This is a genomic window from Streptomyces gilvus (genome assembly GCF_022513565.1).
GTDB classification, from domain to species: Bacteria; Actinomycetota; Actinomycetes; order Streptomycetales; family Streptomycetaceae; genus Streptomyces; species Streptomyces gilvus.
Map to the genome: position 1 here is coordinate 94358 of NZ_JAKWBE010000027.1, position 26081 is coordinate 120438.

General features: G+C 69.4%; 30 protein-coding genes and 1 pseudogene. 19 read left to right on the top strand and 12 right to left on the bottom strand.

The window, feature by feature from the left end:
* Nucleotide 1 precedes the first annotated feature (1 nt).
* Nucleotides 2-1504 carry an LVIVD repeat-containing protein gene (locus MKW14_RS31785; protein WP_240868497.1) on the top strand — a complete coding sequence of 501 codons (1503 nt, stop codon included), beginning with the start codon at nucleotides 2-4 and terminating at the stop codon, nucleotides 1502-1504.
* Here the strand turns inward: MKW14_RS31785 and MKW14_RS31790 are convergent.
* Nucleotides 1492-2184: a TetR/AcrR family transcriptional regulator gene (locus MKW14_RS31790; RefSeq protein WP_240868499.1), complete on the bottom strand. Its 693-nt coding sequence runs from the start codon at nucleotides 2182-2184 to the stop codon at nucleotides 1492-1494. The two genes, MKW14_RS31785 and MKW14_RS31790, sit on opposite strands and share 13 nt — an antisense overlap.
* A gap of 241 nt (nucleotides 2185-2425) precedes the next feature.
* Between MKW14_RS31790 and MKW14_RS31795 the strand changes: the two genes are divergently transcribed.
* Complete coding sequence (locus MKW14_RS31795; protein WP_240868501.1) at nucleotides 2426-2674, top strand: DUF2630 family protein; 249 nt, start codon at nucleotides 2426-2428, stop codon at nucleotides 2672-2674.
* 22 nt (nucleotides 2675-2696) lie between these two features.
* Here MKW14_RS31795 and MKW14_RS31800 read toward each other — a convergent pair whose 3' ends face one another.
* From MKW14_RS31800 to MKW14_RS31810, 3 genes are all read right to left on the bottom strand, one after another.
* Nucleotides 2697-3386, bottom strand: coding sequence for an HAD family hydrolase (locus MKW14_RS31800; RefSeq protein ID WP_240868503.1), 690 nt, complete (start codon nucleotides 3384-3386; stop codon nucleotides 2697-2699).
* 66 nt (nucleotides 3387-3452) lie between these two features.
* Nucleotides 3453-4130 (bottom strand): phosphatase PAP2 family protein, encoded by a 678-nt coding sequence (locus tag MKW14_RS31805; protein WP_240868506.1) that lies wholly within the window; start codon nucleotides 4128-4130, stop codon nucleotides 3453-3455.
* 67 nt (nucleotides 4131-4197) lie between these two features.
* Nucleotides 4198-4740, bottom strand: coding sequence for a DUF5134 domain-containing protein (locus MKW14_RS31810; protein ID WP_240868572.1), 543 nt, complete (start codon nucleotides 4738-4740; stop codon nucleotides 4198-4200).
* Between the two features lie 113 nt (nucleotides 4741-4853).
* Between MKW14_RS31810 and MKW14_RS31815 the strand changes: the two are divergent.
* A pseudogene (locus tag MKW14_RS31815) lies at nucleotides 4854-4994 on the top strand (MarR family transcriptional regulator); the annotation flags it as partial.
* Nucleotides 4995-5068: 74 nt separating this feature from the next.
* A complete protein-coding gene (locus MKW14_RS31820) occupies nucleotides 5069-7678 on the top strand; it encodes a cellulosome protein (protein WP_240868510.1) in 2610 nt (869 codons plus the stop codon).
* Nucleotides 7679-7691: 13 nt separating this feature from the next.
* Here MKW14_RS31820 and MKW14_RS31825 read toward each other — a convergent pair whose 3' ends face one another.
* Nucleotides 7692-8447 carry a VOC family protein gene (locus tag MKW14_RS31825; RefSeq protein ID WP_240868512.1) on the bottom strand — a complete coding sequence of 252 codons (756 nt, stop codon included), beginning with the start codon at nucleotides 8445-8447 and terminating at the stop codon, nucleotides 7692-7694.
* A 48-nt stretch (nucleotides 8448-8495) separates the two neighbouring features.
* Here MKW14_RS31825 and MKW14_RS31830 point away from each other — a divergent pair, with 48 nt between their 5' ends.
* Nucleotides 8496-8903, top strand: coding sequence for a hypothetical protein (locus MKW14_RS31830; RefSeq protein WP_240868514.1), 408 nt, complete (start codon nucleotides 8496-8498; stop codon nucleotides 8901-8903).
* On the opposite strand, the gene MKW14_RS31835 is transcribed toward MKW14_RS31830, so the two are convergent.
* On the bottom strand, nucleotides 8885-9277 hold the full coding sequence (locus MKW14_RS31835; RefSeq protein WP_240868516.1) for a VOC family protein: 393 nt from the start codon (nucleotides 9275-9277) through the stop codon (nucleotides 8885-8887). The two genes, MKW14_RS31830 and MKW14_RS31835, sit on opposite strands and share 19 nt — an antisense overlap.
* A gap of 68 nt (nucleotides 9278-9345) precedes the next feature.
* Here MKW14_RS31835 and MKW14_RS31840 point away from each other — a divergent pair, with 68 nt between their 5' ends.
* The gene (locus MKW14_RS31840; protein ID WP_240868518.1) at nucleotides 9346-9885 is read left to right on the top strand and encodes a GNAT family N-acetyltransferase; all 540 of its coding nucleotides are present in this window, start codon (nucleotides 9346-9348) and stop codon (nucleotides 9883-9885) included.
* Nucleotides 9886-9888: 3 nt separating this feature from the next.
* On the opposite strand, the gene MKW14_RS31845 is transcribed toward MKW14_RS31840, so the two are convergent.
* Nucleotides 9889-10572, bottom strand: a complete 684-nt coding sequence (locus tag MKW14_RS31845; protein WP_240868519.1) for a glycerophosphodiester phosphodiesterase — start codon at nucleotides 10570-10572, stop codon at nucleotides 9889-9891.
* Nucleotides 10573-10952: 380 nt separating this feature from the next.
* Here MKW14_RS31845 and MKW14_RS31850 point away from each other — a divergent pair, with 380 nt between their 5' ends.
* The 6 genes from MKW14_RS31850 (at nucleotide 10953) to MKW14_RS31870 (ending at nucleotide 15882) form a co-directional block, all read left to right on the top strand.
* A complete protein-coding gene (locus tag MKW14_RS31850; protein WP_240868521.1) occupies nucleotides 10953-12371 on the top strand; it encodes a DUF6421 family protein in 1419 nt (472 codons plus the stop codon).
* 101 nt (nucleotides 12372-12472) lie between these two features.
* A complete protein-coding gene (locus MKW14_RS31855; RefSeq protein ID WP_240868523.1) occupies nucleotides 12473-13651 on the top strand; it encodes a helix-turn-helix domain-containing protein in 1179 nt (392 codons plus the stop codon).
* Between the two features lie 76 nt (nucleotides 13652-13727).
* Nucleotides 13728-13970 (top strand): hypothetical protein, encoded by a 243-nt coding sequence (locus MKW14_RS31860; RefSeq protein WP_240868525.1) that lies wholly within the window; start codon nucleotides 13728-13730, stop codon nucleotides 13968-13970.
* Entirely contained in the window at nucleotides 13967-14206 is a 240-nt protein-coding gene (locus MKW14_RS41815; protein WP_441349314.1) for a DUF7848 domain-containing protein, read from the top strand. The genes MKW14_RS31860 and MKW14_RS41815 overlap by 4 nt, the downstream gene beginning before the upstream one ends.
* Before the next feature lie 541 nt (nucleotides 14207-14747).
* A complete protein-coding gene (locus MKW14_RS31865) occupies nucleotides 14748-15041 on the top strand; it encodes a hypothetical protein (RefSeq protein WP_240868528.1) in 294 nt (97 codons plus the stop codon).
* A gap of 583 nt (nucleotides 15042-15624) precedes the next feature.
* Nucleotides 15625-15882, top strand: a complete 258-nt coding sequence (locus tag MKW14_RS31870) for a hypothetical protein (protein ID WP_240868530.1) — start codon at nucleotides 15625-15627, stop codon at nucleotides 15880-15882.
* A 463-nt stretch (nucleotides 15883-16345) separates the two neighbouring features.
* Here MKW14_RS31870 and MKW14_RS31875 read toward each other — a convergent pair whose 3' ends face one another.
* The gene (locus MKW14_RS31875; RefSeq protein ID WP_240868532.1) at nucleotides 16346-16495 is read right to left on the bottom strand and encodes a hypothetical protein; all 150 of its coding nucleotides are present in this window, start codon (nucleotides 16493-16495) and stop codon (nucleotides 16346-16348) included.
* Nucleotides 16496-16980: 485 nt separating this feature from the next.
* A complete protein-coding gene (locus tag MKW14_RS31880) occupies nucleotides 16981-17151 on the bottom strand; it encodes a hypothetical protein (RefSeq protein WP_240868535.1) in 171 nt (56 codons plus the stop codon).
* Here MKW14_RS31880 and MKW14_RS31885 point away from each other — a divergent pair.
* The 5 genes from MKW14_RS31885 (at nucleotide 17150) to MKW14_RS31905 (ending at nucleotide 22367) form a co-directional block, all read left to right on the top strand.
* Nucleotides 17150-19126 (top strand): recombinase family protein, encoded by a 1977-nt coding sequence (locus tag MKW14_RS31885; RefSeq protein ID WP_240868536.1) that lies wholly within the window; start codon nucleotides 17150-17152, stop codon nucleotides 19124-19126. The genes MKW14_RS31880 and MKW14_RS31885 overlap by 2 nt on opposite strands.
* A 50-nt stretch (nucleotides 19127-19176) precedes the next feature.
* Nucleotides 19177-19926: an SDR family NAD(P)-dependent oxidoreductase gene (locus MKW14_RS31890; RefSeq protein ID WP_240868539.1), complete on the top strand. Its 750-nt coding sequence runs from the start codon at nucleotides 19177-19179 to the stop codon at nucleotides 19924-19926.
* Nucleotides 19923-20993: a threonine aldolase family protein gene (locus MKW14_RS31895; protein WP_240868541.1), complete on the top strand. Its 1071-nt coding sequence runs from the start codon at nucleotides 19923-19925 to the stop codon at nucleotides 20991-20993. Before MKW14_RS31890 ends, MKW14_RS31895 begins: the two co-directional genes overlap by 4 nt.
* Nucleotides 20994-21083: 90 nt before the next feature.
* Nucleotides 21084-21656 (top strand): transglutaminase domain-containing protein, encoded by a 573-nt coding sequence (locus tag MKW14_RS31900; protein ID WP_240868543.1) that lies wholly within the window; start codon nucleotides 21084-21086, stop codon nucleotides 21654-21656.
* 9 nt (nucleotides 21657-21665) lie between these two features.
* Nucleotides 21666-22367, top strand: a complete 702-nt coding sequence (locus MKW14_RS31905) for a B3/B4 domain-containing protein (RefSeq protein WP_240868546.1) — start codon at nucleotides 21666-21668, stop codon at nucleotides 22365-22367.
* 2 nt (nucleotides 22368-22369) lie between these two features.
* Here the strand turns inward: MKW14_RS31905 and MKW14_RS31910 are convergent, their stop codons facing one another.
* From MKW14_RS31910 to MKW14_RS31920, 3 genes are all read right to left on the bottom strand, one after another.
* The gene (locus MKW14_RS31910; RefSeq protein WP_240868549.1) at nucleotides 22370-23101 is read right to left on the bottom strand and encodes a class I SAM-dependent methyltransferase; all 732 of its coding nucleotides are present in this window, start codon (nucleotides 23099-23101) and stop codon (nucleotides 22370-22372) included.
* A gap of 214 nt (nucleotides 23102-23315) precedes the next feature.
* A complete protein-coding gene (locus MKW14_RS31915; RefSeq protein ID WP_240868551.1) occupies nucleotides 23316-24044 on the bottom strand; it encodes a lysophospholipid acyltransferase family protein in 729 nt (242 codons plus the stop codon).
* A gap of 188 nt (nucleotides 24045-24232) precedes the next feature.
* A complete protein-coding gene (locus MKW14_RS31920; protein WP_240868553.1) occupies nucleotides 24233-24649 on the bottom strand; it encodes a DUF4395 domain-containing protein in 417 nt (138 codons plus the stop codon).
* Nucleotides 24650-24724: 75 nt separating this feature from the next.
* On the opposite strand from MKW14_RS31920, the gene MKW14_RS31925 reads away from it, so the two are divergent.
* Together MKW14_RS31925 and MKW14_RS31930 are read left to right on the top strand one after the other, a co-directional pair.
* Complete coding sequence (locus tag MKW14_RS31925; RefSeq protein WP_240868556.1) at nucleotides 24725-25138, top strand: TlpA family protein disulfide reductase; 414 nt, start codon at nucleotides 24725-24727, stop codon at nucleotides 25136-25138.
* Between the two features lie 208 nt (nucleotides 25139-25346).
* Nucleotides 25347-25856: a flavin reductase family protein gene (locus MKW14_RS31930; RefSeq protein ID WP_240868558.1), complete on the top strand. Its 510-nt coding sequence runs from the start codon at nucleotides 25347-25349 to the stop codon at nucleotides 25854-25856.
* The last annotated feature ends 225 nt before the right edge of the window (nucleotides 25857-26081 follow it).

Here is a 26081-nt window from a genome sequence, read left to right on the forward strand (position 1 = left end):
AGTGATCCTGTCCAACGCGTCCCGAACGCGGCACAGACGCCTGGGAGTCGCCGCCACCGCGGCCGGACTCCTGGCCGCACTGCTGACCGCGGGCCCGGCCGCCGCGACCCCCGACCCGGGGGACACACCGGCCACCGGCAAGGCCGTGTCCAAGACCGCACGGGAACAGGCCGCCGAGGCCATCACCAGCGGTGAGATACCGGGCCAGGACGAGAGCGTCCACTCGGCCAACATCCAGCCCCTGACCAACATCCCCAAGGACGCCCTGCCCGGCACCAACTCCGACCTCGCCTTCCAGGGCAGGTACGCGTTCGCCGGCAACTACGACGGCTTCCGCATCTTCGACATCGGCAACCCGAAGGCACCGAAGACCGTCGCGCAGGTCCTGTGCCCCGGCTCGCAGAACGACATCTCCGTCTCGGGCGACCTGCTCTTCCTGTCCACCGACTCCTCGCGCAGCGACAGCAGTTGCAACAGCACCACCCAGCCCGCGACCGAGAAGTCCTCCTGGGAGGGCATGAAGGTCTTCGACATCAGCGACAAGCGCAACCCCCGGTACGTGGCCGCCGTCGAGACCGCCTGCGGCTCCCACACCCACACGCTGGTGCCGCAGCGCCGTGACGTCTACGTCTACGTCTCCTCGTACTCGCCCAGCGCCGCCTACCCCGACTGCCGGCCGCCGCACGACGGCATCTCGGTCATCAAGGTCCCGCGCAGCCACCCCGAGAAGGCCGCGGTCGTCAGCTTCCCCGTCCTCTTCCCGGGCGACGGCCCCGACGGCGGCGGCAACCCGGGCGCGCCCACCAACCCGGGCGTCTCCAAGACCACCGGCTGCCACGACATCACCGTCCTGCCCTCGAAGGACCTGGCGGCGGGCGCCTGCATGGGCGACGGGATCCTGTTCTCCATCAAGGACCCCGCGCACCCCAAGGTCATCGACCAGGTCCAGGACAACGTCAACTTCGCCTTCTGGCACTCCGCGACCTTCAACCAGAAGGCGAACAAGGTGGTGTTCACCGACGAGTTGGGCGGCGGCGGAGCGGCCACCTGCAACGCGGCCGTCGGCCCGGACCGCGGTGCCGACGGCATCTACGACATCGTCGGCAAGGGCGACAAGCGCAAACTGGTCTTCCGCGGCTACTACAAGATCCCCCGCCACCAGGCCGACACCGAGAACTGCGTGGCCCACAACGGCTCGTTGATCCCGGTCAAGGGGCGGGACATCATGGTGCAGGCCTGGTACCAGGGCGGTGTCTCGGTCTGGGAGTTCACGGACTCGACGAAGCCGAAGGAGATCGCCTACTTCGAGCGCGGCCCGCTGACCACCGACACGCTCACCGTGGGCGGCGCCTGGTCGGCGTACTACTACAACGGCCACATCTACGCGAACGACATCGCCAAGGGCCTCGACGTCCTGAAACTCACCGACCGGCGCACGGACCCGGCCCAGCGGGTACGCCTGGGTGAGCTCAACGTCCAGTCGCAGCCGGACTACTTCGACTGAGCGGGCGACGGGCCGGGCTCCTCGTCCGGCCCGTCCCCGGTGGCGAAGTAACGGGACAGATCCGACTGGTGGGTCCCGCCGGACGCTTCCCCGGTGTCCGGCGGGACGCCCATCTCCCAGTCGAGCCGATAGCGCTTGAACAGCTCGGCCCGCAGGGTGGTGATCGGCATCGGCACGTTCGGCAGGACCATCGCGTAGACGGCGCCCATCAACTGGGAGCGCAGCATCGGATAGTCCGCGTCCTCGGAGCCGTGCCGGGCGACGGTGTCACGCAGCAGCTCGGCCAGCCGCTGCTGCTCCGGGCACTGCACGAAACCCTCCGCCTGCAGCAGCCCGGCCATGTGCTGCCGCATCAGCACCGGCCGCTCCCGGGCCAGGCCCAGGATCGCGTCGATGGCCCGCGCCATCCGCTCCCGTCCGTCCTCGGTGCGCGGCTCCCGCTCCAGCCCCTCCTCCAGCGTCCGGTGCATCAGCCGGTGCACCGCGGACTGCACCAACTGCCGCTTGCCCGGGAAGTAGTACGACACCAGGCCGCGCGCCGAACCGGCACGGTCCGCGATGTCCGCGAGCGTCGTCGCCTCGTAGCCGCGCTCGGCGACCATCTCGACAGCCGCCTGCAGGAGCCGCTCCCGGGAACGTCTCCGCAACTCTTCATTGACCGAGGCGCTGCGCGGGGACATGCTGTAACTCCTGCGTTGACTGGCTGCCAGCCAACTATACTCAGGAGGGCCGGGCCGCCGCTTTCGCGGGCCTGGTCAGGCTGCCGTCCGTCTGGGGCGACGCGGGGGATCGTCTCAGGCGGGCGGTCTCTTCACCCGATGGTTACCTCAGGCGACTTGCCGGGGCTTTCGCACATCCGTCGCACGGCCGCCGCCCCGTCCCTAGAGTGGTCGCGAGTGTCGACCGGAGGAGCGTGCGGAGATGGAACAGGACCAGCGGATCCTGGCGAGGATCACGGAGATGGTCGAGGACGAGCGCAAGCTCCGTGCGTCCCTCGCGTCCGGCGAGATCGACAGCTCCACGGAACACCAGCGGCTCGCCCAGCTCGAGGTCGAGCTCGACCGCTGCTGGGACCTGCTGCGACAGCGGCGCGCCAAGGCGGAGTTCGGGGAGAACCCCGACGACGCACAGGTGCGGCCGTCCTCGCAGGTGGAGGGCTATCTCGAGTAGGGGGGCGTGGGCCGGCGGCCGGTCAGTCCACCAGGTCGAGCACCCGGCGCAGCGCGTCGGGACGCTCGTGCGCCGGCAGATGGTCGACGAAGTGCACCCGGCAGCCCAGGTCGGCGGCCCCGCCGTCCGCCTCCCGGCTGTCGCCGACCATCAGCGCCTCGTGCGGTTCGACCTCCAGTGCCTCGCAGGCGACCGCGAACAGCCGGGTGTCGGGCTTCTGGATGCCGTGCTCGTAGGACAGCACATACGCGTCCACGAACCGGTCCAAGTTGTAGGCTTCGAAGATCGGCCGCAGATCCCACCCGATGTTGCTGACCACGCCGATCCCCAGCCCGCGCTCGCACAGCGCGTACAGCACCTCGGCGGCATCGGGATACGGCGCCCACGCCGCCGGCGTCATGTGCCGGTCGTACAGCGCGTCGTACAACGCCGGGTCCGGCAGCGGCACTTGGCGGGCCAGCCCGGTGTACGCGGCCCGGTGCGACTCGGCGCTCTCGTCCCGGACCCGCCACAGCCCGGCGAGTTCAGCGGGCAGCCGCTGCGGAGCCGCACCGCCCGGCAACGCCCCCGTCACCTCCAGCCCCTTCGCCGCCTGCACCAACTCCGCCTCCGGCATGGCGAGTGAGACCTCGTCCAGCGTGGCACGCAGCCAGGACTCGGTGGACTCGACACGGAAGAGGGTGCCGGAGAAGTCGAACAGAACAGCAAGCATGAGTGGATCTTACGGGGCGATGACGGAACACCGTCTCGTGCGAACCCGCCAGGGGTTCCTTCACGGTCATGGAGCCCATCGCCGGTGTGCCAGGGCGGCCAGTACCACCAGCAGCGCGCCCAGCAGCCAGCCTCCCAGTACGTCCGACGGCCAGTGCACGCCCAGCCATACGCGGGTCAGGCCGACGCCGACCACCGAGACGACGGCCGCCGTCAGGGCCGTACGCCACAGAGCGCGGCCCGTGCCGTGGCGGTGCAGGAGCCACACGAGGAGGCCGCAGACGACCGTGGCCGTCATCGCGTGACCCGAGGGGAAGGCCGCGTAGTGGGCCGAGTCGACGGGGTCCGGCCACACCGGGCGCGGGCGGTCGATCGCGGCCTTGAGGGACTGCTGAACCAGGGAACCGACCGCGACCGTGACCGCCAGCCACAGCGCCGTCCAGCGCGCCGAGCGGCGCCACACCAGCCACACCACGACGACCGCGGTGACCAGGCGCATGGTCCACGGGTCCCAGACCCAGTCCGTGAGAACGCGGAAGACGTGGGTGAGGCCGGGTTCGTCGACGGCCCAGCGGTGCGTGGTGCGGGCGATGTCGCCGTCGGCGTCGAGCAGGGGGCGCCACTCCAGCGCCACCGAGATGAGCAGGAGGGCCGAGGACAGGGCGAGGGTGACGAGGAGTGCGGCGCGCGGTGCCACGCGGTGGGTCGGCGTGCGGGGTGGGGCGTCGACGGGCGGATGGTGCATAGGACGATCCTCGCCTACGGGCGGTGCCTGAAACCCGCTTGGGTGGTACAGGCTCCGCTTCTGCCCCTCACAGCGTGATCAGCATCGCCACCATCGCGATCCCCATCGACAGCCGGCACGCCCTCGCGACCTCCGGCCGGTCACCCCATCCCAGCGAGCCGCCCCCCGCGGCGACCGGGACGAGCCGGACACCGGAGAGCAGGACGTATCCCATGAAGTAGAGCAGCAGCACCCCGGTCACCAGCGGCACTCCGGACGGCCCTCCGTGGCCGGCGTGGTGCTGGGGCGAGGCCGCCATGACCAGTGCCATGTAGACCATGGCCGACGCGCCCACCAGATGGTGCAGATGGTGCGCGCTGGTCCGCGCCGCCCACAGCGCGCGCAGCGCCGCGGCGCCGAACACGGCCGCGTAGGCGGGCCAGGTCCAGGACGGCGGGCTGAACACCGCCGCCGGTACGGCCATCGCGGCCATGCCGAACCCCATCAGCGCCTCACCGCCCGCGGCGCGGCGCTGCTCCTCGACGGTGCTGCGCATCCGCAGCAGACAGTAGGCCCCGGTCGCCGCACACAGCGCGACCAGCAGCCAGCCGGGCGAAGCCGGTCCGTGCACGCGCACCTCCCTGCTCGACGGTGTCGACAGTCCGTCGATGCCCGAGCCGTCCGGCGCGCACGCGAGCGCAAGGATGTACACGGGGGGCATTCGAGGGAGCACAGTGGGTGAGCGGCGAGCTGACCCCCGGCGAACTGGCCCGGGGGACCTTCTCGTCCGGGGCCGCCGTCACCAAGCGCCTCGAGCAGCTCACCGGGCGCGGCCTGGTCGAGCGCCGCGGCGACACCCGGGACCGCAGCCTCGGCGCGCTGCGCGCCTGAGCGGCGGTACCGGAACTTTCGGTGCCCGGGCACCCGTTGACGCGATCGGCGTGAACTCCCTACGTTCGATGCGGCCGGTTCGGAGCATCGACTGGCGTACGAGATGTCGAACGAAAGAGGATGCCGTGGCAGCCGAGACCCTCACGGTCGACCTGGGCACGGAGACGGGCCCCTTCCACGGCGGCGCGAGCGGCACGCTCTACGGCCTGTACGGCGACGGCGTGCCCAGCCGCGCGGTCGTCGAGGGCATGTACGTCCGCACGGTCGCCACCAAGGCCCAGGACGGCATCCAGCATCCCGGCGCCGACGCCCTGGAGATCCTTCCCTCCTTCGTCGCGGCCGGAGGCAAGGACGTGTACGTCTATGTCACCGACTTCCACCGCGGTTTCCCCTACGAATGGCCGGGCGCCACCGGCGAGGAGAAGCTCGCCACCCATCTGGAGATCGTCCGCCGCCAGGTCGAGCAGGCCATGACGCTCGGCGCGCTCAGGTCCCATCTGGTGTGGGTGCCGTTCAACGAGCCCGAGGGCAACATGTTCGGCAGCGGCGAGTGGAGCTACGACCAGGTCTCCTGGCACACCGAGCCGGGCCCCTACTTCGCCGCCTGGCAGCGGGCGTACCACCTCATCAAGGGCATCGACCCCGAGGCACGGATCGCCGGTCCCAACACCTGCATCCTCTACCCGGAGGTCCGCGGCTTCCTGGAGTTCGCGCGCGACCACGGCGTACTGCCGGACGTGATCACCTGGCACGAGCTGTCCTCGCCGGACGAGGTCCGTACGAACGTGGCCAAGTACCGCCGGATGGAGCGGGAGTTGGGTATCGGCCCGCTGCCCGTCAACCTCAACGAGTACGCGCACAACTACCACCTGTCCGTCCCCGGGCAGATGATCCAGTGGATCGCCGCGCTCGAGGAGTGCAAGGTCGACGCCGACATGGCGTACTGGAACATCGCCGGCAACCTCAACGACTCCGCGGTGGAGGCGAACAAGGGCAACGGGCAGTGGTGGCTGTTCAACGCCTACGGACAGCTGACCGGGAACACCGTGCAGGTCAGGGCGCCGCATCCCAACGTGCAGTACACGCTGCAGGGCGTCGCCGCGCTCGACCGCGGCAAGCGGCAGGCGCGGCTGCTGTTCGGCGGTGCGAGCGGCGCCGCGGACCTGGTCTTCGAGGGCGTCGACGCCGAGGTCTTCGGCAGCCGTGTTCATCTGCGGCTGCAGGAGATCCCCTGGACGGGCCAAGTCGGCGCCGGCGCACAGCCCTTGCGGCTGCTGGACATCGAACTGCCCGTCGTGGACGGCCGGGTGCGGATGCCGCTGGCCGACCTGGACGAGATGTCCGCCTACCAGCTGACCCTCGCGCCCGGCGGCAACGGCGCCACCCTCCTTCCCCCGTCGGTGCGTTGGCGGCACACCTACGAGGCCGAGGACGCGGCCCACACGGGCGGCGGCCACTCGGTCAACGGTCCCGAGGGCTCCCCGTCCGACGTCGACAAGTTCGCCACCTCCGGCGGCCGCCACGTCGGCGGCCTGCGCACCGGCTCCGACCTCGTCCTCGCCTTCGACGTGAAGGTCCCGCAGGACGGGACGTACGACCTCCGCGTCTTCGCCAACTCCCACAACCTGGCCGACCTGGTGCGCGAACAGGGGCCCACCAACGTCTTCCTGCGCGTCGACGGCGAGCAGCCCCGCGAACTCCGGCTGCCGCTCGGCTACAAGTGGGCCGTCTGGGGCCACACCGACACCCGCGTCCAGCTGACGGCCGGCCCCCACCGCATCACCCTCGCCGCCCAGGACCCCGACCTCGGCGCGACCAAGGGCGACGCCGTCGTCGACAAACTGGATCTCGCCCTGCGTGCGAGCCGTCAACAGGACGTCTACGACGCCGAGTTCGCGTCACTCGGCGGCGGGGCGCGGGCGAGTTACGAGGACCCGGGCGCCTCGGGCCCCGGTGCCGCCGTCCTCCCGCTCGGCGGCACCGTCACCTTCTGGGTGCACGCCGAGGACGACGGCGAGGCGACGGTGACCGTCGATCTGCTCGGCCCCGGCGAGGGCACACTGTCCGTCAACGGCGAGGAGATCGGCCCGGTGGAGCGCGGCCCCGTCCCCCTCTTCCTGGCCGGCGGCGTCAACAAGGTCACGGTGACCGGCACTTCGGGGCGCCTGGTCGTCGACCGTCTGCTGGTGGAGCCGTCGCGCGGCCTGCTGCCGAGCACGCGAGTCCCCGCCGCGGAAGGCACCCTGACCGGCACCGCGAAGGTGACCGCGTACCCCTACGCGACGGGCGGCAAGGCGGTCGACGGCATCGGAGCGGGCGCCGCGAACGCCCTCACGCTCACCGTCACCGCCGACCGCCCCGGCCGCCACGCCCTCACCATCCGCTACTCCAACGGCGAGCAGGCCCCGGCCACCCACTACAACCCGGACCCGGTCTGCCGGCACGCCGACATCTCGGTCAACGGAGCCGCCCCGCAGCGGGTCCTGTTCCCGACCACCTTCCACTTCGGCAACTTCTGGAACCTCTCCGTGCCCGTCACCCTGGACCGGGGCCCCAACACGATCACCTTCACCGCCGACGAACTGCCCGACTTCGACGGCCGCACCAAGAACGCCCACGGACAGCGCTCCGCCCACGCCCCGGTGATCGACCGGATCACCGTGACACCGCTGGCCTGAACGGGCCGACGGCTCAGGGCTCCGCGTACACCCCGAACATCGCCCCCTGCGGATCCCGTAGCACCCCGATCCGCCGGACGTCCCCCAGGGACGTGGGCTCCATCAGGACGGTGCCGCCCGCCGCGGTCGTCGTGGCCGCGGCGCCGTCCACGTCCGCCACCGCGAAGTACGGCAGCCAGTGCGGCGGCACCTCGTGCGGGAACTTGTCGTCCATCGTCATCATGCCGCCGAAGTCGGCGCCGTCGACGCCCCACTGGGTGTAGTGCTCCGAGGCGTTGACGCTCCAGCCGAACACCGTCGTGTAGAAGGCCACCGCCCGCTCCGGGGCCCGGGTCAGCAGCTCGACCCAGCCCAGCGAGCCGGGCGCGTTGAACAGCCCGGCGCCCGGGAAGGACCGCGCCTGCCACATCTGGAACACCGCGCCCGTCGGATCGATCGCGACCGTGAAACGGCCGACGTCGAACACGTCCATCGGCCCGAGCAGCACCGTCCCGCCGGCCGCCGTGACCTTCCCGGCCGACTCGTCCGCGTCCCGCACCGCGAACGACACGTTCCAGGCCACGGGCTGCGACTCCTGGTAGAGCGGGGACAGCGCGGCCACCGCCACGTCCCCGAGGTGCGCGACCGAGTAGCCGCCCGCCTCCTGCCGGGGATCCGTCTCGGCACGCCAGCCGAACAGCTCCGCGTAGAACCGCTTCGCACCCTCCAGATCGCTGGTCCCCAGCTCCGTCCAGCAGGGTCCACCGGTCACCGGCTTGTCGAGCTTCATGGCGTTCCCTCCGCAGTGGATCCAAGGCCGGCCCTCTCCAGCACGCTAGTGCCGGGCCCGGTCCACGGCCATCCGGGCCAACCCCTCGCACCCGGCGCCACCGCCGCCGTACCCTCGGCTCCGTACCGCACCGCATGGGGGCATCATCGAGGTCGACACGTCCCTGGCCCGCCCCGAACGGCACACCGAGCCGCGGGCCTCGCCGACGTCGGCAACCTCCACATCGCCCCGGCGGCGGGGGGCACGGCCCTGGAGCACCATCTCCTCGCCCAGGCCGCCGCCTGGCTCCGCCTCTCCAACATCGACCGTCTGCTCGCCTACGAGCCGTCCGACGACGAAGCGGCGATCACCGTGCTGCTGGACGCCGGCTTCCGCGAACTGACCCGCACCGACCGCCACTGGGCACACCGTCCGGGCTCCCGCGGCCCGGATGCGGTTCAGATCCCCGGGCGGTAGCGGATCGGATGGTCCGCCGGCACCTCCACCAGGACGATCCGTGTTCCGTCGGGGTCCCTGATCCACAGTTCGATCAGGCCCCACGGCTCGTTCACCGGGGGCCGCTCGATCTCGACGCCCTTGGCGCGCAGCTCCTCGTGGGCCGCGTTCGCGTCCTCGACCTGGAGCCACAGCCGCACGGCGGGGGAGCGCGCCGTGTCCGAGCGGCCCGAGACCTCCAGGAAGCCGCCGCCGAGGAAGTAGACCGTGCCGCGATCCGGTCCCGTGCCGAACTCGCGGTAGACGGGGAGGCCCAGCTGCTCGCCGTAGAAACGGCGGGAGCGCTCGGGGTCGGCGGGCTGGAGAAGGATCCGGCTGCTGAGAACGTGCACCATGCGGCCCCAGGTTAGGGCGTTACCCTCGTCCTTGCCCGCGCCGCGCCACAGATCGGAGAGCCGCCCCCATGGACACCGCCACCAGTGGACTGACCTTCCGCGATGCCACGGACGCCGACGTGGACGCCCTGGTCGCGCTGATCGAGTCGGCCTACCGCGGGGACTCCAGCCGGGCCGGGTGGACCACGGAGGCGGACATCCTGGAGGGGCAGCGCACCGACCCCCAGGGCGTGCTCGCGGTCGTCAAGTCGCCGGACAGCCGGCTGCTGACGGTCGAGCGGGACGGCAGCGTCATCGCCTGCTGCCAGCTCGAACACCGCGGCGACCACGCCTACTTCGGGATGTTCGCGGTCAGCCCGGAACTCCAGGGCGCCGGCCTCGGCAAGGTGATCATCGCCGAGGCGGAGCGCGCCGCCCGCGAGAGCTGGGGCGTGCGCGAGATGCACATGACCGTGATCTCCGTACGCGAGGACCTCATCGCCTGGTACGAGCGGCGCGGCTACCGCCGTACGGGAAAGATGACGCCCTTCCCGTACGGCGACGAGCGCTTCGGCGTCCCGCAGCGCGACGACCTGCAGTTCGAGCTGCTGGTCAAGGAACTGGCCTGACGCTCAAGCAGTGAAGCGGGCGGTGCGCTTGATCTCCGGATAGTCGGTGGTCGCGCCGTCCAGCTGCAGCGCCCGGACGAGCCGCAGGTGGTCCTGCGTGTTCACCACCCAGCCGATGACCCTCAGGTCCGCCTTGCGGGCCTGCTCCACGACCTCCAGCGTGAGCCGGCGGATGTTGAGGCAGACCGTCGCCGCGCCCACCTCCACCGCACGGTCGACGACGTCGGTGCCGAACCGGCTGCCGACCAGCGCGGTCCGTACACCCGGCACCAGCCGGGCGATCTCGGCGACCGCCTCGTCGTGGAAGGAGGACACCTCCACGCGGGGGACGAGGTCCCGGTCCAGCATCACCTCGGCCAGCGCCCTGGCCGCCTGCACGTCCTTGATCTCGGCCTGCAGGGGAGCCTTCACGGCGTCCAGGACCTCCTCGAAGACGGGGACCCGTTCGCCGCGGCCCGCGTCCAGGGCGCGCAGCTCCTCGAGGGTCTTGTCCGCGATCGCGCCGGTGCCGTCGGTCGTGCGGTCCACGTCGCTGTCGTGCATGACGACGAGGGCGCCGTCCTTGCTCAGGTGGAGATCGAGTTCGATGACGTCGAGGCCCGCCTGCTGGGCCGCGACGAAGGAGCGGAGGGTGTTCTCGGGTTCGACACCCATGACTCCGCGGTGACCGATGGTAAGGAAGTTCAAGGTTCAACTCGCTTCCGTCGACGGCGGCTCGGACCCGCGGACCGGAGCGGACGGCCGAGCGGGCAGAGCCGCAGCCTAACGGCCCGGCCTGCCGATGAACCCGCTCGTACACGGGGGATTGGGGTGACGTACGGGGCGGACCTGGCGGGTACCGGCTGGGCCGGTCACCCGGGCGTGGGCGAGTTGCGCGGGTATTGACCGGTGGCCGGTATCCGCCGGGGCGCATGTATACCCCGGTCCATCGCATCCACAGCATCCGGCAGGAAAAAATTCTGTGACGATGCGGGTAGGCAGGATAATTTCCCGAAGCTCCCCTTGCTGGGAGAAAGCTCGTATGTATACGGTCTCCTTACGCAAGCTTCTCCCGTGGAGGATGGGACATGACGGAAATTCTTGTGCAGGCGGCTTCGGGGGAGCAGGTTCCTCCCGCGACCAGGGTGGTCGAGCACCCGGCGTGGCCGGTGCTCAAGGATGCCGTGGAGCAGATCCGGCCATGGCAGTCCAAGGACGGGTCGATCGACTTCGAGGCCGAAACCGCACCCGGACGGGCGGACGCCGAAGCCGCCGTCCGGCGTGTCGTGGAGGCGGTGCAGGAGCTCTCCCCGCTGCTGCAGCACGACGGCGCCTATCACGAGGCGCTGGTCAAGGACCTGCGCCGGTGGGCCGAGGGCGGCTTCCAGGTGCCCGACTTCCTGGACTCGCTGCTCGCCTTCCAGCCCGCCGCCAACCGCGCGGACGGCCTGCAGCACCTCGTCGTCTTCCCGATGTACACGCAGAACGGCAACCCGGACCGCAACCTGGAGGCGGTCGTGCTGCGCATGGTCTGGCCCGACTGGCTGGCCGAGCTGGAGCGCACCCGTTACGACAACCCGCTGTTCTGCGGCATCAAGTTCGAGGACTTCACGGCCGGGTACGACACCAACTCCGCCGTCCTCTTCCCGGAGACCATCGCCGTGCGCGAGGCGCCGGAACGGTTCTCCTGGGGCGGCATCTTCTGCGACCGCGAGGCCGCCCGCTTCCGCCGCGTCACCGACGCCGCCGTCGACATCCTGGGCCTGGAGCTGCCCGAGGACATCGCCGCGATGGTCCACGACCAGAAGCGCTGCGAGGAGGCCTTCGTCCTGTGGGACATGGTCCACGACCGCACCCACAGCCACGGCGACCTGCCCTTCGACCCGTTCATGATCAAGCAGCGGCAGCCGTTCTGGATGTACGGCCTGGAGGAGCTGCGCTGCGACCTCACCGCTTTCAAGGAGGCCGTGAAGCTCGAGGCCGACGGCGTCCCGCAGGCCCGTGACGTGCAGTACGCGGTCCTGTTCGACCGCATGTTCCGCTTCCCGGTCACAGGCGAGCGCGTACGCAACTACGACGGCCTCGGCGGCCAGCTGCTCTTCGCCTACCTTCACAAGCACGACGTCGTCCGGTGGACCGACAACAAGCTCCACATCGACTGGCAGCGCGCCCCGCGGGTCACGAACGAGCTGTGCGCCGAGATCGAGAAGCTCTACCGCGACGGCATCGACCGTCCCAAGCTCGTCCACTGGTTCGCCGGCTACGAGCTGGTCTCCACCTACCTCGCCCCGCACCCCGGCTCCCGCTGGGCCAAGGGCCCCGACGCCCTCGACCTGAGCCAGCCGCCGAGGAAACTCGTCGATGACGTGCTTCCGGACGAGTTTCCGCTGAGCATGTTCTATGAGGCCCTCTCCAAGAAACTCAAGAACGTGATCGCCTCCACCAAGGGAATTCGCGGGGACGCTTCAGGTATCACCTTTGAGATCGGCGGTGCCAAGACCGCCTGATCCAGCGGCCTCCACAGGCTCGCTGACCTGGCCCTCACCGCAAGGTGGGGGCCTTCGTCATGTCCGGGACGGTCTACTACCGCACGCCGTACTCTCGAATCATGAGCGCCACCATCGGGGAACGGCTCCGAGAGATCCGCAAGCGGCGCGGCCTGAGCCAACGCGAGCTCGCCGACCTGTCCGGCGTGTCCCTCTCCCTCATCCGGAAGCTGGAGCAGGGCGAGCGCAGCGACACCCGCCTGGAGACTGCCCGGCAACTGGCCCACGCGCTGAAGGTGCCCACCACCCGGCTCGTAGCTGAGCACGCAGAGGCATCTGCGGACCCCGACACGATTGATCGCTGGGCGCCCGTGCACGCTGCGCTCGCGGCCCCTCCTGAGCCCGATGGGCTGGACGAGCCACCTACCTACACAGGCGTGCGAGACGCCCTCCTGGCGGCGACGCCCCTGTTCGCTCACGACCGCTTCGCAGAGCTCGGCGAAGCGCTCCCTCCCCTCCTCCGGGACGCCGAGCTCCTGGTCGAGGCCGACAGTAGAGCCCGACCGCTCCGCGCACGCCTGCTGGAGCTCACCGGATGGCTCATGACCCAGACCCGGCAGTTCGCCGCCGCCGAGATGGCCCTGGAGCGGGCCCTGGACGACGCCACCAGCCCCGTACAGAGTGCTTCGACCGTCAGCGTCCAGTGCTGGCTCCTGCTGCGCCGTGGAAGCCTCGCCAAGGCGCGCGAGCTGGCTGTCGAGTGGGCCGACGAGGTCGAACCCCGCATGTCCCGAGCCACGCCGGCCGAGCTGAGTGCCTGGGGGTGGCTCCTGCTCCGCATGTCAGCCGCGGCCATCCGCGACAACCGTCCGGGCGAGGCGGAGGACGCATTGCGCCTCGCGCACTCCGCCGCGGTGGCCTTGGGACGTGAGTGCACCCCCGAGGAGGACTTCCTACGTACCTTCGGGCCTGTCACGGTGGCTCTGAAGCGCACGGAGAACGCGATGGTGGCTGGCCAGCCCGACAAGGTGCTCACCCTGGCCTCTCGTATCCCTGCGGACAGCCTGAAGCCCACATCGAACAACCGGAACAGGCACCTGCTCGACGTCGCGAGCGCACAGACGCAGCTACGGCAGTACGCCGAGGCCGTCGACACCTTCCAGAAGATTCGGGCCGGCTCCCCGCAGTGGCTCCCGAACCAGCGCTACGCCCGCGACATCCTCGGTCGCATCGTGAGTAAGCGGCGGACCCTCACTCCTGACATGCGCGAGCTCGCCGACCTGGTGCATCTGTCGGTGTGACACTTGTGGCACTTCCATCTGACGCTCCGTGAAAGTGCCATCGACGCAAGGTAATCACGGCTCGTAACGTCGGATCATGGCCACGAGAGAGACAGACGAGTTGGCCGTGGAGCCCCAGGGCTGCAAGCTCAAGTCCTTGGTGTGGGACATCGACAAGGATGTGCCAGGCGTAGTGATGGGGCACCACGGCGGGGATCGCGTGCAGCTTCGCGCAATCAGGGGCGGAAGGGAGTGGGACGCCACGCGAGTCCGGCGCCTGACGGGCGCGGAGCTGTCGCGGATCGAGCTCCGCAACCCTGACCTGAAGGTGGTTCAGTGAGCGGCCCAAAGGCGATCATCAGACACGAGACGTGGACGCTGACGCCCGATCGGGAGCCCGACGCCCCGCCGCTCAAGTACAAGATGCAGTGCGGGGTATGCGGCGACGCTTCGGACGAGTCCGGGGGGTGGAACGAACCGCAGGAGTGGGCCCTCGGGCACTCGGGACAGAACCCCTCGCACCCCTCATACTCCGAGGTCATCACCAGGCCGTGGCGCACGTACATGCACAACTGATGCGGCGATTACTCGGCCGGTGCGCCGGCCCCCTCCTCATTCTGACCATCGCCGCGTCGATCGGGTACGTCTTGGCCGCCGCCGACGTGGTCGCCAACCCCTGAGACTGGCCCCGTTCGAGCATCGTTCCCCCGTGGCGCTCGGGCGGGGGCCGCCAACTCCGCAAACCCCCTGGTCACTTGGCCGGGGGATTGCCGTTTTTGTGATCAACGGGTGACTCAGTGTACGCTGCGGAGTACCGCATGTTGCGGTACCTACAAGTTCCAGTGGGCGAGGACGTAGTCCATCCTTCTCCATTGGACGCCGCTCTGGCCAGTGTCCAGGGCGGTAACTCGCTTGACCCGCGCAGCCCTTTCAAAGCTGCTGTGTCAAGGACTGGCCTGCTCGGCAGGCCGCTCCCGAGTGGCGCGCGACTTGGACTACCGCGCGGCTCTCGACCGCGACCCTTACGGGGTCGCTGCGTCACCTACAAACACGACGTGTAGGTGGCCAGGTCGAGGTCGCCGCGCGCGCTCACTGGTCACCTGGAAAGGAAGACCGAGTGAGCGCCAACAGGAAGAGGATTCTCGCGCTGCTGATTGGCGGCCTCCTCTCCATCATCGCCGGGTTGGTCTGGGGGCTGATCCTTCGAGTTCTGGGTGATGAGGTCATCGACTGCGTCAAGGCGGGCGCGGGAGCGTGGGTGTCGGGGTTCCTGATCACCGTCGCGGTCGCGGCGCTCGTCCCCTTCAGGGACGACTCTCCCGGCCGGGACCTTGATCCTCCGTCGCAGCCGCCTGCGCCTCGGCCGCCGACGGCCGGGGGGCCGGGGCGGTCCAGGGCCTCGACTCGCTGAGCGAGCGCAAACCACGAAGACCCCCCAGCTATGCGGCCAGGGGGTCTTCGTCATGTCGAGCCAGTCGCCGAGCGTTGCTGGTGTGGATCAATCAGCGGGCGTACTTGGCTACTTGCCATGTCTCGAATCCGTATTTCCGCCGCCATGTGCTACGCTCCGGCCAGTTCCAAGTACGGGTGCAACTACGACGCCCAGCCTCTGGAATCGCTTCAAGGCCGTGGTCAACTGGCTGCGACTTGAGGCGGTCGGCAACAGCCCAGCTGACTACCCAGGAAGCGCGGCAACCCCGCTCAACTTCCCAGCACACAAGGGCAGGCATTCAGCCAGCTCTCATCGGTATGCGGTGATCATCGCATACCGCCAACGCGACTCAACAACGCTGTCGTTGTGTCAACTTCATACACGAGTGCCATGTCGTAAGAGGGCTGAAGCCGACAGGTCTCGACCAAGCTCGCGGTTGATCAACCATGCGTCGGCAAGGCGATCGGTTCAACCGGAGGGCGTCATCTGTTCATTCAGGTGGCCGGTCGGACCTGTCCAACCCGTCTCCCCGGTCACCTCTCCAAGAGAAGGAAGAACCGGGTTGAGCGCCAATCAGAAGAAGGCCATCGCCTACGCCTTCTGTTTCCTGATCGCAATCATCGTCGGGGGTTGTTGCGCAGGCGTGGCAGCCTTGCTCAGTTCACCGCCGATGGCCATTGCCGGTGCTGGAGCGGCTGGCTGGCTGGCCATTGTGGGTATCGGGGTGAAGATCATCGGTCCCTTCGACTTCGGCAGCGAGACACCCCCAACCCCGCCGACCCCTCCAGGAGCGAATCAGACAGGGACGCCTGTTGCGTGATCCGCTGCAAGCTTTGGGCTCTTCGCTACCGCGAGGGGGCGGCCTCGCTGAACCGTCCCCTCGACCGACGTGCGCAGTCCTACATGACCGGGTGTCCGGTCAGCTCGCCAAGCACCAGGATCAGCCGCTTCAGCGTGCCGGCGCTGTACGCGGCGAGGTCGGACAGCACCTTGACCTGCTCCGCCTGCTGCTCGGGCGTGGGCGCCGCGTTGGCGAGGTAGGCCAGGCTCAGGTCGATGCGGGCGTCGAGGTAGTCGATCGCATCGCCGGCCTGGGCGTGCAGTCCGTCGAGCTGTAGCCGCTTCTGGACCCCGGCGAGTTCGTCCTCGGCGTAAGGGCGGGAGTAGATCAGCCCGTCGTCGAGGTTGCGCCAGAAAGTACAGCATTCGCTCGTCGTCCCAGAACTCCTGGTAGGCGTCCGTCATTTCCGCCGGGGGAGCGATCGGTTCGGGCGTCGCCTCGCTCACTGCGTGTCCTCCAGTTCCAGGGCGTCGTAGCCGTCGATGTACTGCTCGCCGTTCAGCCAGGCCGTCACCTTGCCGACCGCCCGCTCGGTCGCCTCCTGGGCCGACTGCTTGCGTACGCCCCGCACTTCGGCGATCTCGTCGCACACCGGTCGCGAAGAGCAGGAGCGCGTGCAGCATCACGCGGCGGGTGAGGCGGATCTGCTCGTTGAGGGTGAGCTGCGTGCGCCAGGTGTTGGCGCCGCCTTGCGAGACGAAGCCCTCGACGTGGTCTCCGAGCCAGGCGATGTGGACGTGGCGGATCTTGAAGCGCATCCGGTACTCGACCAGCAGCTCGGCGGCCCGGTTCAGGCAGTCGATCGTGCGCTGGAGCGTGCCCTCGACGCCGTCTCCGTCGATCTTGCCGAACTGCATGTCGCCGAGGGCGACGACGAAGGTGTACTCCTCGCCGTCCGTGTCGGGCAGCACATCGATCACGTTGACCGGGGTGCCGTCCAGGGCGGCGATCAGCTCGTCGATCGGGGGCCGCTCCGTCATCGTGACACTTGCACACCGGGCGAAGGAAAAGCGTGTGCTCACGCCCGTGTCCCCGTTGGCCATCGTCCACTCCGAGGAGCGGAAGCCGCGCCGCTGGTCACTCGGCCTCCTCAAGGTAGAGGAGCGCGATCCCGTGGTCGTACTCGGTCGTGCCGTAGCCGTAGCTGTAATACTCCGACGACCACGCCTCGACCCAGTACCGGCCGGGGATCAGGACGCCCCCGAGCCAGCCGGCGGGGGGCTTCGCGCATTCCAACGCTTGGTCCATGGGGGGAACCATGCGAAGCAAGACACTGCCACGCGCACGCAAGGCCCTGCGTGTTGCCATCTACCTGCGCGTCTCCACATCCAAGCAGCTCGACGGCTACGGCCTGGATGTCCAAGACGAGCGGTGCCGAGCATGGGTCGACTACCAACTCCGCAACACACCGCACACCATCGTGGACGTCTACTGCGATGGCGGCGTGAGCGGCAAACTTGCACACCGAGACGACCTCGACCGACTGACCGCAGACATCGAGGCCGGACTCATCGACGTGGTTGTCTTCGCCAAGCTGGACCGCATCGGCCGGACCATGCGCAACATCCACCGCTGGGTCTACGACGTGACCGACCACGGCGTGCGCGTCGCCACCGCTGACGGACGCATCGACTCCGAAGACCAGATGTTCGGCATCCAGCTCTCCCTCCTGGCGTACATGGCGGAGGTCGAGCACGCCCTGATCCTTGAGCGCACGATGGGCGGGCGCATCAAAAAGATTTCCGGGGGCGGCTGGGCCAGTGGCGTGCCGCCGTACGGCTACATGCTCGACGAGGAGGGCGAGCCCGTCGTCAACCCCGCCGAACAAGAGGTGATCTTCAAGGCCGCCGACTTCCTGATCGACCGGAAGATGAGCCGAGGCGAGGCCGCCGCGGAGCTGAACGCACTCGGCTCCCGGACCCGCACCGGCAAGCCCTGGGAGGGCAACAACCTGATCCTCCGCCTGCGCCTGGCCGTGCGCGGCTACGTCGACTTCACCTTTTCGGGCGTGAATGAGGACGGAGACGAGATCACCACCTCCTACCGGGTCGAGCTGCCTCCCCTGTTCGAGGACGAGGGCCGGCGCCAGGCGTTGGAGACCGCCCTGGAGGACATGAAGGGCACCCCGCGCACGTCCTACAGCAACCACCTGCTCTCGGGCCATCTGTTCAGCCTGTGCGGCCACAGCCGCTTCGGTGTATCCCGCCAGGCGTACGGGGACGTGATCTACCGGTGCTCCAACCAGACCACGATCGAAGAGGGGCACACCTGCAAGCAGATCCCCGGCGAGGAGACCGAGAAGGTCGTCTGGGACGAGGTGGCCAAGCTCCTCACCGACCCCGAAGCGATCATGGGCCTGGTCGACGACTGGCTGGGCGCCATCCCCGAGCGCGCGGAGTCCTACCGGAACCGGATGCAGGAGATCGACACCAAGCTCAACAAGCTGCGCAACACCCGGCGCAAGAAGATCGCCATGCTGGTCGCCTCGCTCGACGAGGATGACGAGAACGACCAGAAGCTGATCGAGGAGCTGAAGGAGGAGATCGCATCCAAGGAGAAGGAGCTCCGCGAGGAGCAGGAGCGCATCGCGGAGTGGCTGGAGGAGGCCGAGCACAAGGAGCAGAAGGCCGACAGTATGCGCACGCTGGTCGACCGGGTCGGTGCGAACGTCCAGGATCTTGAGCAGGCCGACAAGAAGCGGATCTTGGAACTCCTCCGCGTCCGGGTCGAGATCGTCGGCGACAGCACGTCCGGCCAGAAGGGGGGAACCAAGGACCCGATGCTTGAGTGGCACCGCGAGAAGGGGATCAAGATCCCACTGTCCATCTCCGACGAGCAGTGGGCGCGAGTCGAGGGCATCCTGGCAGGGGGGCGAAAGCCCAAGCCGGAGGACCGCGCGTGCTTCGAGATGCTGTTGGAGAAGCTGCGCGAGATCAAGGGGTGGCATGACTACGACCACGACGAGCGAATGGGCGGGAAGGGATGGGGCTTCTTCTACCGCCTTGGCCGACGATGGTTCATGGACGACATGTACGCCAAGGCCCTCGAAGTGCTCCACCCGTATGACGGGGTCGAAGCTCCTACTGGCTACACTCTGCCTGCCATGAAGATTTACGGCGCGATCGACGATTCCCCGGAGGATGTAGTGAAATCTGAAGCGCGCGAACGAACTACTTCCACCAAGGGCATCACCGCGGAGAGCGCCGAGCGAGTCGCCGCGTGAGCGGCGCCGTCGCGCGCAAACCCGGGAACACTGCTCAGGAGGCGAAGAACATGGCGGGGAACGGAGCTCTCAGCGGTGCGGTGATCGCGGTCGCGGGTGCGGGCGGGCCCGCGGGCCGGGCCACCCTGCTGCGGCTGGCCGAGTCCGGGGCGACCGTCGTCGCCGCGGACAACGACCCCGAGCGGCTCGCCGAGGCCGTGGACGCGGCCCGGTACGCCTCGGGCGGCGCCACCGTCACCGGCGAACCCGTCGACTTGCTGGACCTGGAGTCCACCCGCGACTGGGCCACCCACATCGAGAAGGACTTCGGCCGCGTCGACGGCCTGGTCCACCTCGTCGGCGGCTGGCGCGGCAGCGAGGCCTTCATCAAGACCAGCCTGGACGACTGGGACTTCCTGGAGCTGCTGCTCATCCGCACCGTGCAGCACACCTCCCTCGCCTTCTCCGAGGCCCTCCAGCGCAGTCACCGCGGCCGGTACGTCCTGATCAGCGCGGCCGGCGCCTCCAACCCGACCGCCGGTAACGCCGCGTACGCCGCCGCCAAGGCCGCGGCCGAGGCGTGGACGCTCGCCATGGCGGACTACTTCCGCAAGGCCGGGGGCCCCGAGGGGCCGACCTCCGCGGCTGCGATCCTGGTCGTCAAGGCGTTGGTGCACGAGGCGATGCGCGCCGAGCGCCCCAACGCGAAGTTCGCGGGCTTCACCGACGTCAAGGACCTGGCGGAGGCCATCGCCGACGTGTGGAGCAAGCCCGCCGCCGAAGTGAACGGAAAGCGTCTGTGGCTGACCGAGAAGCCGTGAACCCCCCGAAGACCGACGCCCGACGCCATCACGACCCGGACGTCCGCGGCTTCGCCAGCGACAACTATGCGGGGGCCCACCCCGAGGTGCTGGCCGCCCTGGCCGTGGCCAACGGCGGGCACCAGGTCGCGTACGGCGAGGACGAGTACACGGACAACCTCCAGCGGATCATCCGCAGCCACTTCGGCGCCACGGCGGAGGCCTTCCCGGTCTTCAACGGCACCGGCGCCAACGTGGTCGCGCTCCAGGCGGTCACCGACCGCTGGGGCGCGGTGATCTGCGCGGAGAGCGCGCACATCCACGTCGACGAGGGCGGCGCGCCCGAGCGCATGGGTGGTCTGAAGCTGCTCACCGTCCCCACCCCCGACGGCAAGCTCACCCCCGAGCTGATCGACCGGCAGGCGTACGGCTGGGACGACGAGCACCGCGCGATGCCGCAGGTGGTGTCCATCACCCAGAGCACGGAGCTCGGCACCCTCTACACGCCGGACGAGATCCGCGCGATCTGCGAGCACGCCCACGCGCACGGCATGAAGGTGCACCTGGACGGCTCCCGCATAGCCAACGCGGCCGCCTCCCTCGACGTGCCCATGCGGACGTTCACCAACGCGGTCGGCGTCGACATCCTCTCCCTCGGCGGGACGAAGAACGGCGCGTTGTTCGGCGAGGCGGTCGTGGTGATCAACCAGGACGCCGTGAGCCACATGAAGCACCTGCGCAAGCTGTCCATGCAGCTCGCCTCCAAGATGCGTTTCGTGTCGGTGCAGCTGGAGGCCCTGCTGGCCAAGGACCTCTGGCTGCGCAACGCGCGGCACGCCAACGAGATGGCCCAGCGGCTGGCCGAGGGCGTGCGCGCGGTCCACGGCGTGGAGATCCTTTACCCGGTGCAGGCCAACGGCGTGTTCGCCCGGCTGCCGCACGACGTCAGTGAGCGGCTGCAGAAGCGGTTCCGGTTCTACTTCTGGGACGAGGCGGCCGGCGTCGTGCGCTGGATGTGCGCGTTCGACACGACCGAGGAGGACGTGGACGCGTTCGTGGCGGCGCTGAAGGAGGAGATGGCCCGGTAAGGGTCCCGCTCCGCGGAGTCACTGCATAGATATACGGTCACCTGAAAAGTCATTGACTCTCAGGTGATCGTATTCCTATGCTCTGCGGGCATGGAACTGATCCAGAACACCCCCGACCTGTCCGCTTATCTGGCCGCCGACGAGGTTATCGACCATCGCCATCCGCTGGTCCGGGAGACGGCCGCGCGGCTCGCCAAGGATGCCGTGGACTCGTATGCCTATGCACGCCTCGCCTTCGAGTTCGTCCGCGACACGATTCCCCACTCGCAGGACTCCGGCGACCCGCGGGTCACCTGGCGTGCCTCCGACGTCCTGGAGCAGGGCACCGGCATCTGCTACGCCAAGGCGCACGCCCTCGCCGCCCTGCTGCGGGCCGAGGACATCCCGACCGCGCTCTGCTACCAGAAGTTCGACGTGGTGCACGGACTGGTCGCCGTCCGCTTCAACGGCGCCTGGCACCGGCAGGACCCGCGCGGCAACAAGCCGGGGGTGGACGCCCGGTTCTCCCTGGACGGCGAGCGGCTGGCCTTCACGCCCGACTTTGAGTCCAATGAGCTGGACTATCCGGTGTTGTACGCTGAACCCCACCCGGCCGTACTGAAGGCCCTCCGGGCCGCGCCCGACCGGCCGTACCTCTGGAAGACCCTCCCCACCGCACTCTGAGGCAAGGCGATGGCACTCTCCCTGACCGTCTCCGACGAGGTGCGTGCCCTCGCGCCCGGTTTCACCCATGTCGCCATCGAGGCGCACGGTCTGGTCAACGGGCCCAGCACCGAGGCCTCTTCGGCGCTGCTCGACGACGCGGCCCGCCGCCTCGCCGCACGTCTGGACGGCCGTGCCCCGCACGAGGACCCGCACATGGCGGCCTGGCGCGAGGTCTACACGGCGTTCGGCTCCAAGCCATCGCGCACCCGCAACTCCGCGGAGGCTTTGGCCAAGCGGGCGCTGTCCGACGCCGGTCTGCCCCGCATCAACCTTCTGGTGGACCTCTACAACGCGATCAGCGTCGCCCATCTGATCCCCGTCGGCGGGGAGGACACCGACCGCATCCGGGGCGGCATGACCCTCGTCCGGGCCACCGGCGCCGAGGAGTTCGTGACGGTCGCGGGAGGCGAGGAGGTCGTCGAGCACCCCGACGCGGGCGAGGTGGTCTGGCGTGACGAGGCGGGTGTCACCTGCCGCCGCTGGAACTGGCGCCAGGGTCCGCGCACCCGCCTCACCGAGGAGAGCGTCTCCGCGATCTTCCTCCTGGAGAGCCTGGCTCCGATGCCGGTGGCCGCGGTGGAGGCGGCGGGCGCCGAACTCGCCGAACTCGTGGAGAAGTTCAGCCCGGGCGCGCGGATCGACGTGCGGGCTGCGGAGCCCGCGAGCTGAGATCAGCCGGCCCGGCGGAACAGGGCGGTCCAGAGGAAGGGGTCGCCGAAGTGCGGGGAGTCGGACGGCTCGTCGCGCATCCGCCGTATCTCGACCTCCGTCATCCCGCCGAACAGCCCGCGCAACGCCTCGGGGGTGTACGCCAGTCCGCCCTCGAGTCGGCCGCGTTCATAGAACGCCGCGTCCGGCAGTTCGGACCCCATGGCGCCGGCGGCGAAACAGGTGAGCCCGAACAGGCCGCCGGGGGCGAGGAGTTGATCGAGCAGCGCCAGGTAGCTGATCCGGCGATGAGGCGGCAGGTGGTGGAAGCACCCCGAGTCGTAGACCAGGTCGTACGGCCCTCTCAGCTCGGTACCGACGACGGCGAAGGCGTCCCCGGCGAGGAAGCGGACCTCCGCGCCCGTCGCAGCCGCCCGCTCGCCGGCCCACGCGACGGCCTCGGACGACAGATCGACGGCATCGACCTGGAAACCCCGGGAGGCCAGGTACAGCGCGTTGCGCCCGGGGCCGCATCCCAGGTCGAGCGCGCGTCCGGAGGTGAGCAGTCCGGCCTCGACGTGGGAGACCAGGTTTTCGTCGGGCTTCGCGGCGAAGAACGGAATCTGCCGCGAGCGGTCCGCGTAGAAGTCGTCCCACCACGAGCCGGCGTCCGTCGTCCATCGATCGCCTCCGGCGGCGAACAGGCCGTCCAGGAGCCGGAGTACGTCCTCGACTGTGCGTATGTGTCGGTCCATCGGATCCCCTTCCCGAAGCGGGGATCCTAAGTCCGTCTGAGGAGAAAGCCCAGGTCAGGCGGTGGGGGGGGAGGACGCGTACGACCGTGTGCCCGACTGCCGGGCGGGCGCGGGGAGCCTCGGGCCGGGCCTCGGCCAAACTCCGTCCACGGGTGCGTCAGGCGCACTCAAGGGGCCGTTACGGCCGAAGCGTGGGTGGTTTTTCCGGCGGTCCTCAGTGAGCCTCGGCCGCCCGTACTTCCTCCGGGGTCGGGGCCGTGCCGCCGAGGTGGGCCGGCATCCACCACGTGTCGTTCGCGTCCTTCGGGCGGACCGGGTAGGCGCGCTGGGCGGCCTCCAGCAGTTCCTGGACACGCTCGCGGAGTTGGCGGGTGATGGCGCCCGCGTACTTGTCCTTGGAGGCCTCGATGGCCTCGCCGACGCGGATCGTGATCGGCGTGTGGCTGCGCTTGAAGTTGCGCGGGTGGCCCTTGGTCCACAGGCGCTGGGTGCCCCAGACCGCCATCGGGATCAGCGGGACGCCCGCCTCCTGCGCCAGTCGCGCGGCACCGGACTTGAAGGACTTCAGCGTGAACGACTGCGAGATGGTGGCCTCGGGGAACACCCCGACGATCTCACCGGACTTGAGGGAGTCCAGCGCGTGCGCGTACGCCGCGTCGCCCTGCTCGCGGTCCACCGGGATGTGCTTCATGCCCCGCATCAGCGGCCCGGAGATCCGGTGCCGGAAGACGGACTCCTTGGCCATGAAGCGCACGAGACGCTTCTGCGGGAGCGCCGCGAGGCCGTCGAAGATGAAGTCCAGGTAGCTGATGTGATTGCTCACCAGCACGGCACCACCCGAGCGCGGAATGTTCTCCGATCCCTTGCAGTCGATCTTCAGGTCCCACGCCTTGAACATCGTGAGCGCGAGACCGATGACGGGACGGTAGACAAGCTCTGCCATGGACGGGGTGGACCCTTCCTTCTCAGCCTGGGAAGGACGCTCCCGGCGGGAAAGCTACGCAGCCGTAGGTTTACGGCATCTCGCAGATCGTGCCCGAAGAACGGCCCGGGAGCCAGTCCAAGTTCCGGACAGCGGCGGAGATCCTCGTCACGTCGCCCGGTGATCCACCTCGTGCTTTTGCCTCGCCTTTACTCCGCGCGCACCGTGACCCGGCGCACCAGCAGGTACATCTCGCAGCCCAGGCAGTACCCGAACGCCGCATTCAGGAAGGCCGCCGCGAGCGCCGCCCCCGTGGCGGCCAGCCCCAGCCAGTCGAGGCCCAGGGCGAAGCCCACGAGCCCCACGCCCGCGAAGACGAGCCCCACCGCCTGCGCGAACCGCGGCGGCTCCGGCGCCTCGAACTCGGTCGGCGGCCCGATCCGCGGCCGTACGACCTTGCGGAACAGCCAGCCGTACGGCGACCGGCCCACCCCGCCCGCCGCGCCCAGCGCGAACGCCAGCGTCTGCCAGGCCAGTAGCCAGACGTTCCCGGTGATCAGCACAATGGCCAGTACCAGGGTCGTCAGGGCCGCCCCGAAGCGTGGGCCCCTCACATCGATGTCCATGAATCAAGCATTCCGCATGGGAAACGATTCCTGGGGCCGGGAATCTTTGCAGTCTCGTGAACGCTGGAGCAGTCGATGGTCGGACTCGTGGTGTGTGTGGTGGTGCTCGCGGTGGCGGGCGCCTATGGAGTGCTGCATCGGCAGCGGAGCGGGAGAGTACGCGTGCGTGGGCGCGACGACGGAAAGCGGCTCGGCGTGGCCGAGTTGGGCGAGGAACTGGGCGAGCGGGCCACCCTCGTGCAGTTCTCCAGTGCCTTCTGCGCGCCCTGCCGGGCCACCCGGCGCGTCCTGGGCGAGGTCGCCGGCATGGTGCCGGGCGTGACCCATGTGGAGATCGACGCGGAGGACCACCTGGGCCTCGTACGCGAACTCGACATTCTCAAGACGCCGACCGTGCTCGTCCTGGACGCCGACGGCCGGGTGGTGCGGCGGGCGACCGGGCAGCCGCGCAAGGCGGACGTCATCGCGGCACTGGGGGAGGCGGTTTGACGGCTGTGATGCGGACGGTGAGGCATCTCCCATATGCCGGAACGTACTTGACTGGGCGCACCACCTATCGTCAGCCTGGCCCCATGCCGACCGAACTCCTTCTGTACGGGCGGGTCCACGTCGACCTCGTCCGCAACGCGAGCGCGCGCTGTCCGGGCTGTTGAGCAGCCACGACCCCGCTCGCCCTCTCTCGCAGAAGGACAACTCCATGACGGCCACGTCCGACCTCGGTACCCCTCAGCTCGCCTCGCCCGACCTGCTGCGCTCCGTCTTCCGGCGGCACGCGGCGGGAGTCGCCGTGATCACCGCGCGTGGCGACGCCGGCCCGGTCGGCTTCACCGCCACCTCCCTCACCTCCGTCTCCGCCGAACCCCCCATGCTCTCCTTCGGCATCAGCCTGGGCGCCTCCTCCTGGCCCGCGATAGCCGCGACGGACCACATCGGCGTCCACATCCTCGGCGACCACCAGCAGGAGCTCGCCGCCACCTTCGCGAGGAGCGGCGCCGACCGCTTCGGGGCGCCCACCGCCTGGCGCGAGGGCCCCGAGGGCGTCCCCGTCCTCGACGACGTCCTGGCCTGGCTGGTGTGCCGGATCGTCGCCCGTGTGCCCGCCGGCGATCACCGCATCGTCCTGGCCGAAGTCGCCCTCGGCGACCCCACCGGCCCCGGTCGCCCGCTCCTCTACCACCAGGGGCGCTTCAACGGCCTGCGGGACTGATCCGGCGCCGGCTCCCTCTGCGAAGCGGTCGAGTTCCGATTACGCTGCGTTGCACAGGTCACAGTTCAAAGCGCTTGCTTAGCGGGAACGAACTGGGTGTACTGGCGAGTAATATTTCGCTCGGGGCGCGGGGGCGCCCCGAGCGGGATCGGCCGCTTGAGGCGCCTATGCTGCCTGAAAGAGGCAGCACCGAAATGACGAAGCAGTAGGAGAGCCGGCGTGAGC

Coding starts and splice junctions, on each gene's coding strand:
- MKW14_RS31790 (WP_240868499.1), bottom strand. CDS start 2,184: ATGTCCCCGCGCAGCGCCTCGGTCAATGAAGAGTTGCGGAGACGTTCC.
- MKW14_RS31795 (WP_240868501.1), top strand. CDS start 2,426: ATGGAACAGGACCAGCGGATCCTGGCGAGGATCACGGAGATGGTCGAG.
- MKW14_RS31800 (WP_240868503.1), bottom strand. CDS start 3,386: ATGCTTGCTGTTCTGTTCGACTTCTCCGGCACCCTCTTCCGTGTCGAG.
- MKW14_RS31805 (WP_240868506.1), bottom strand. CDS start 4,130: ATGCACCATCCGCCCGTCGACGCCCCACCCCGCACGCCGACCCACCGC.
- MKW14_RS31820 (WP_240868510.1), top strand. CDS start 5,069: ATGCGGCCGGTTCGGAGCATCGACTGGCGTACGAGATGTCGAACGAAA.
- MKW14_RS31825 (WP_240868512.1), bottom strand. CDS start 8,447: ATGAAGCTCGACAAGCCGGTGACCGGTGGACCCTGCTGGACGGAGCTG.
- MKW14_RS31835 (WP_240868516.1), bottom strand. CDS start 9,277: ATGGTGCACGTTCTCAGCAGCCGGATCCTTCTCCAGCCCGCCGACCCC.
- MKW14_RS31840 (WP_240868518.1), top strand. CDS start 9,346: ATGGACACCGCCACCAGTGGACTGACCTTCCGCGATGCCACGGACGCC.
- MKW14_RS31850 (WP_240868521.1), top strand. CDS start 10,953: ATGACGGAAATTCTTGTGCAGGCGGCTTCGGGGGAGCAGGTTCCTCCC.
- MKW14_RS31855 (WP_240868523.1), top strand. CDS start 12,473: ATGAGCGCCACCATCGGGGAACGGCTCCGAGAGATCCGCAAGCGGCGC.
- MKW14_RS31860 (WP_240868525.1), top strand. CDS start 13,728: ATGGCCACGAGAGAGACAGACGAGTTGGCCGTGGAGCCCCAGGGCTGC.
- MKW14_RS31885 (WP_240868536.1), top strand. CDS start 17,150: ATGGGGGGAACCATGCGAAGCAAGACACTGCCACGCGCACGCAAGGCC.
- MKW14_RS31880 (WP_240868535.1), bottom strand. CDS start 17,151: ATGGACCAAGCGTTGGAATGCGCGAAGCCCCCCGCCGGCTGGCTCGGG.
- MKW14_RS31890 (WP_240868539.1), top strand. CDS start 19,177: ATGGCGGGGAACGGAGCTCTCAGCGGTGCGGTGATCGCGGTCGCGGGT.
- MKW14_RS31900 (WP_240868543.1), top strand. CDS start 21,084: ATGGAACTGATCCAGAACACCCCCGACCTGTCCGCTTATCTGGCCGCC.
- MKW14_RS31905 (WP_240868546.1), top strand. CDS start 21,666: ATGGCACTCTCCCTGACCGTCTCCGACGAGGTGCGTGCCCTCGCGCCC.
- MKW14_RS31910 (WP_240868549.1), bottom strand. CDS start 23,101: ATGGACCGACACATACGCACAGTCGAGGACGTACTCCGGCTCCTGGAC.
- MKW14_RS31915 (WP_240868551.1), bottom strand. CDS start 24,044: ATGGCAGAGCTTGTCTACCGTCCCGTCATCGGTCTCGCGCTCACGATG.
- MKW14_RS31920 (WP_240868553.1), bottom strand. CDS start 24,649: ATGGACATCGATGTGAGGGGCCCACGCTTCGGGGCGGCCCTGACGACC.
- MKW14_RS31925 (WP_240868556.1), top strand. CDS start 24,725: ATGGTCGGACTCGTGGTGTGTGTGGTGGTGCTCGCGGTGGCGGGCGCC.
- MKW14_RS31930 (WP_240868558.1), top strand. CDS start 25,347: ATGACGGCCACGTCCGACCTCGGTACCCCTCAGCTCGCCTCGCCCGAC.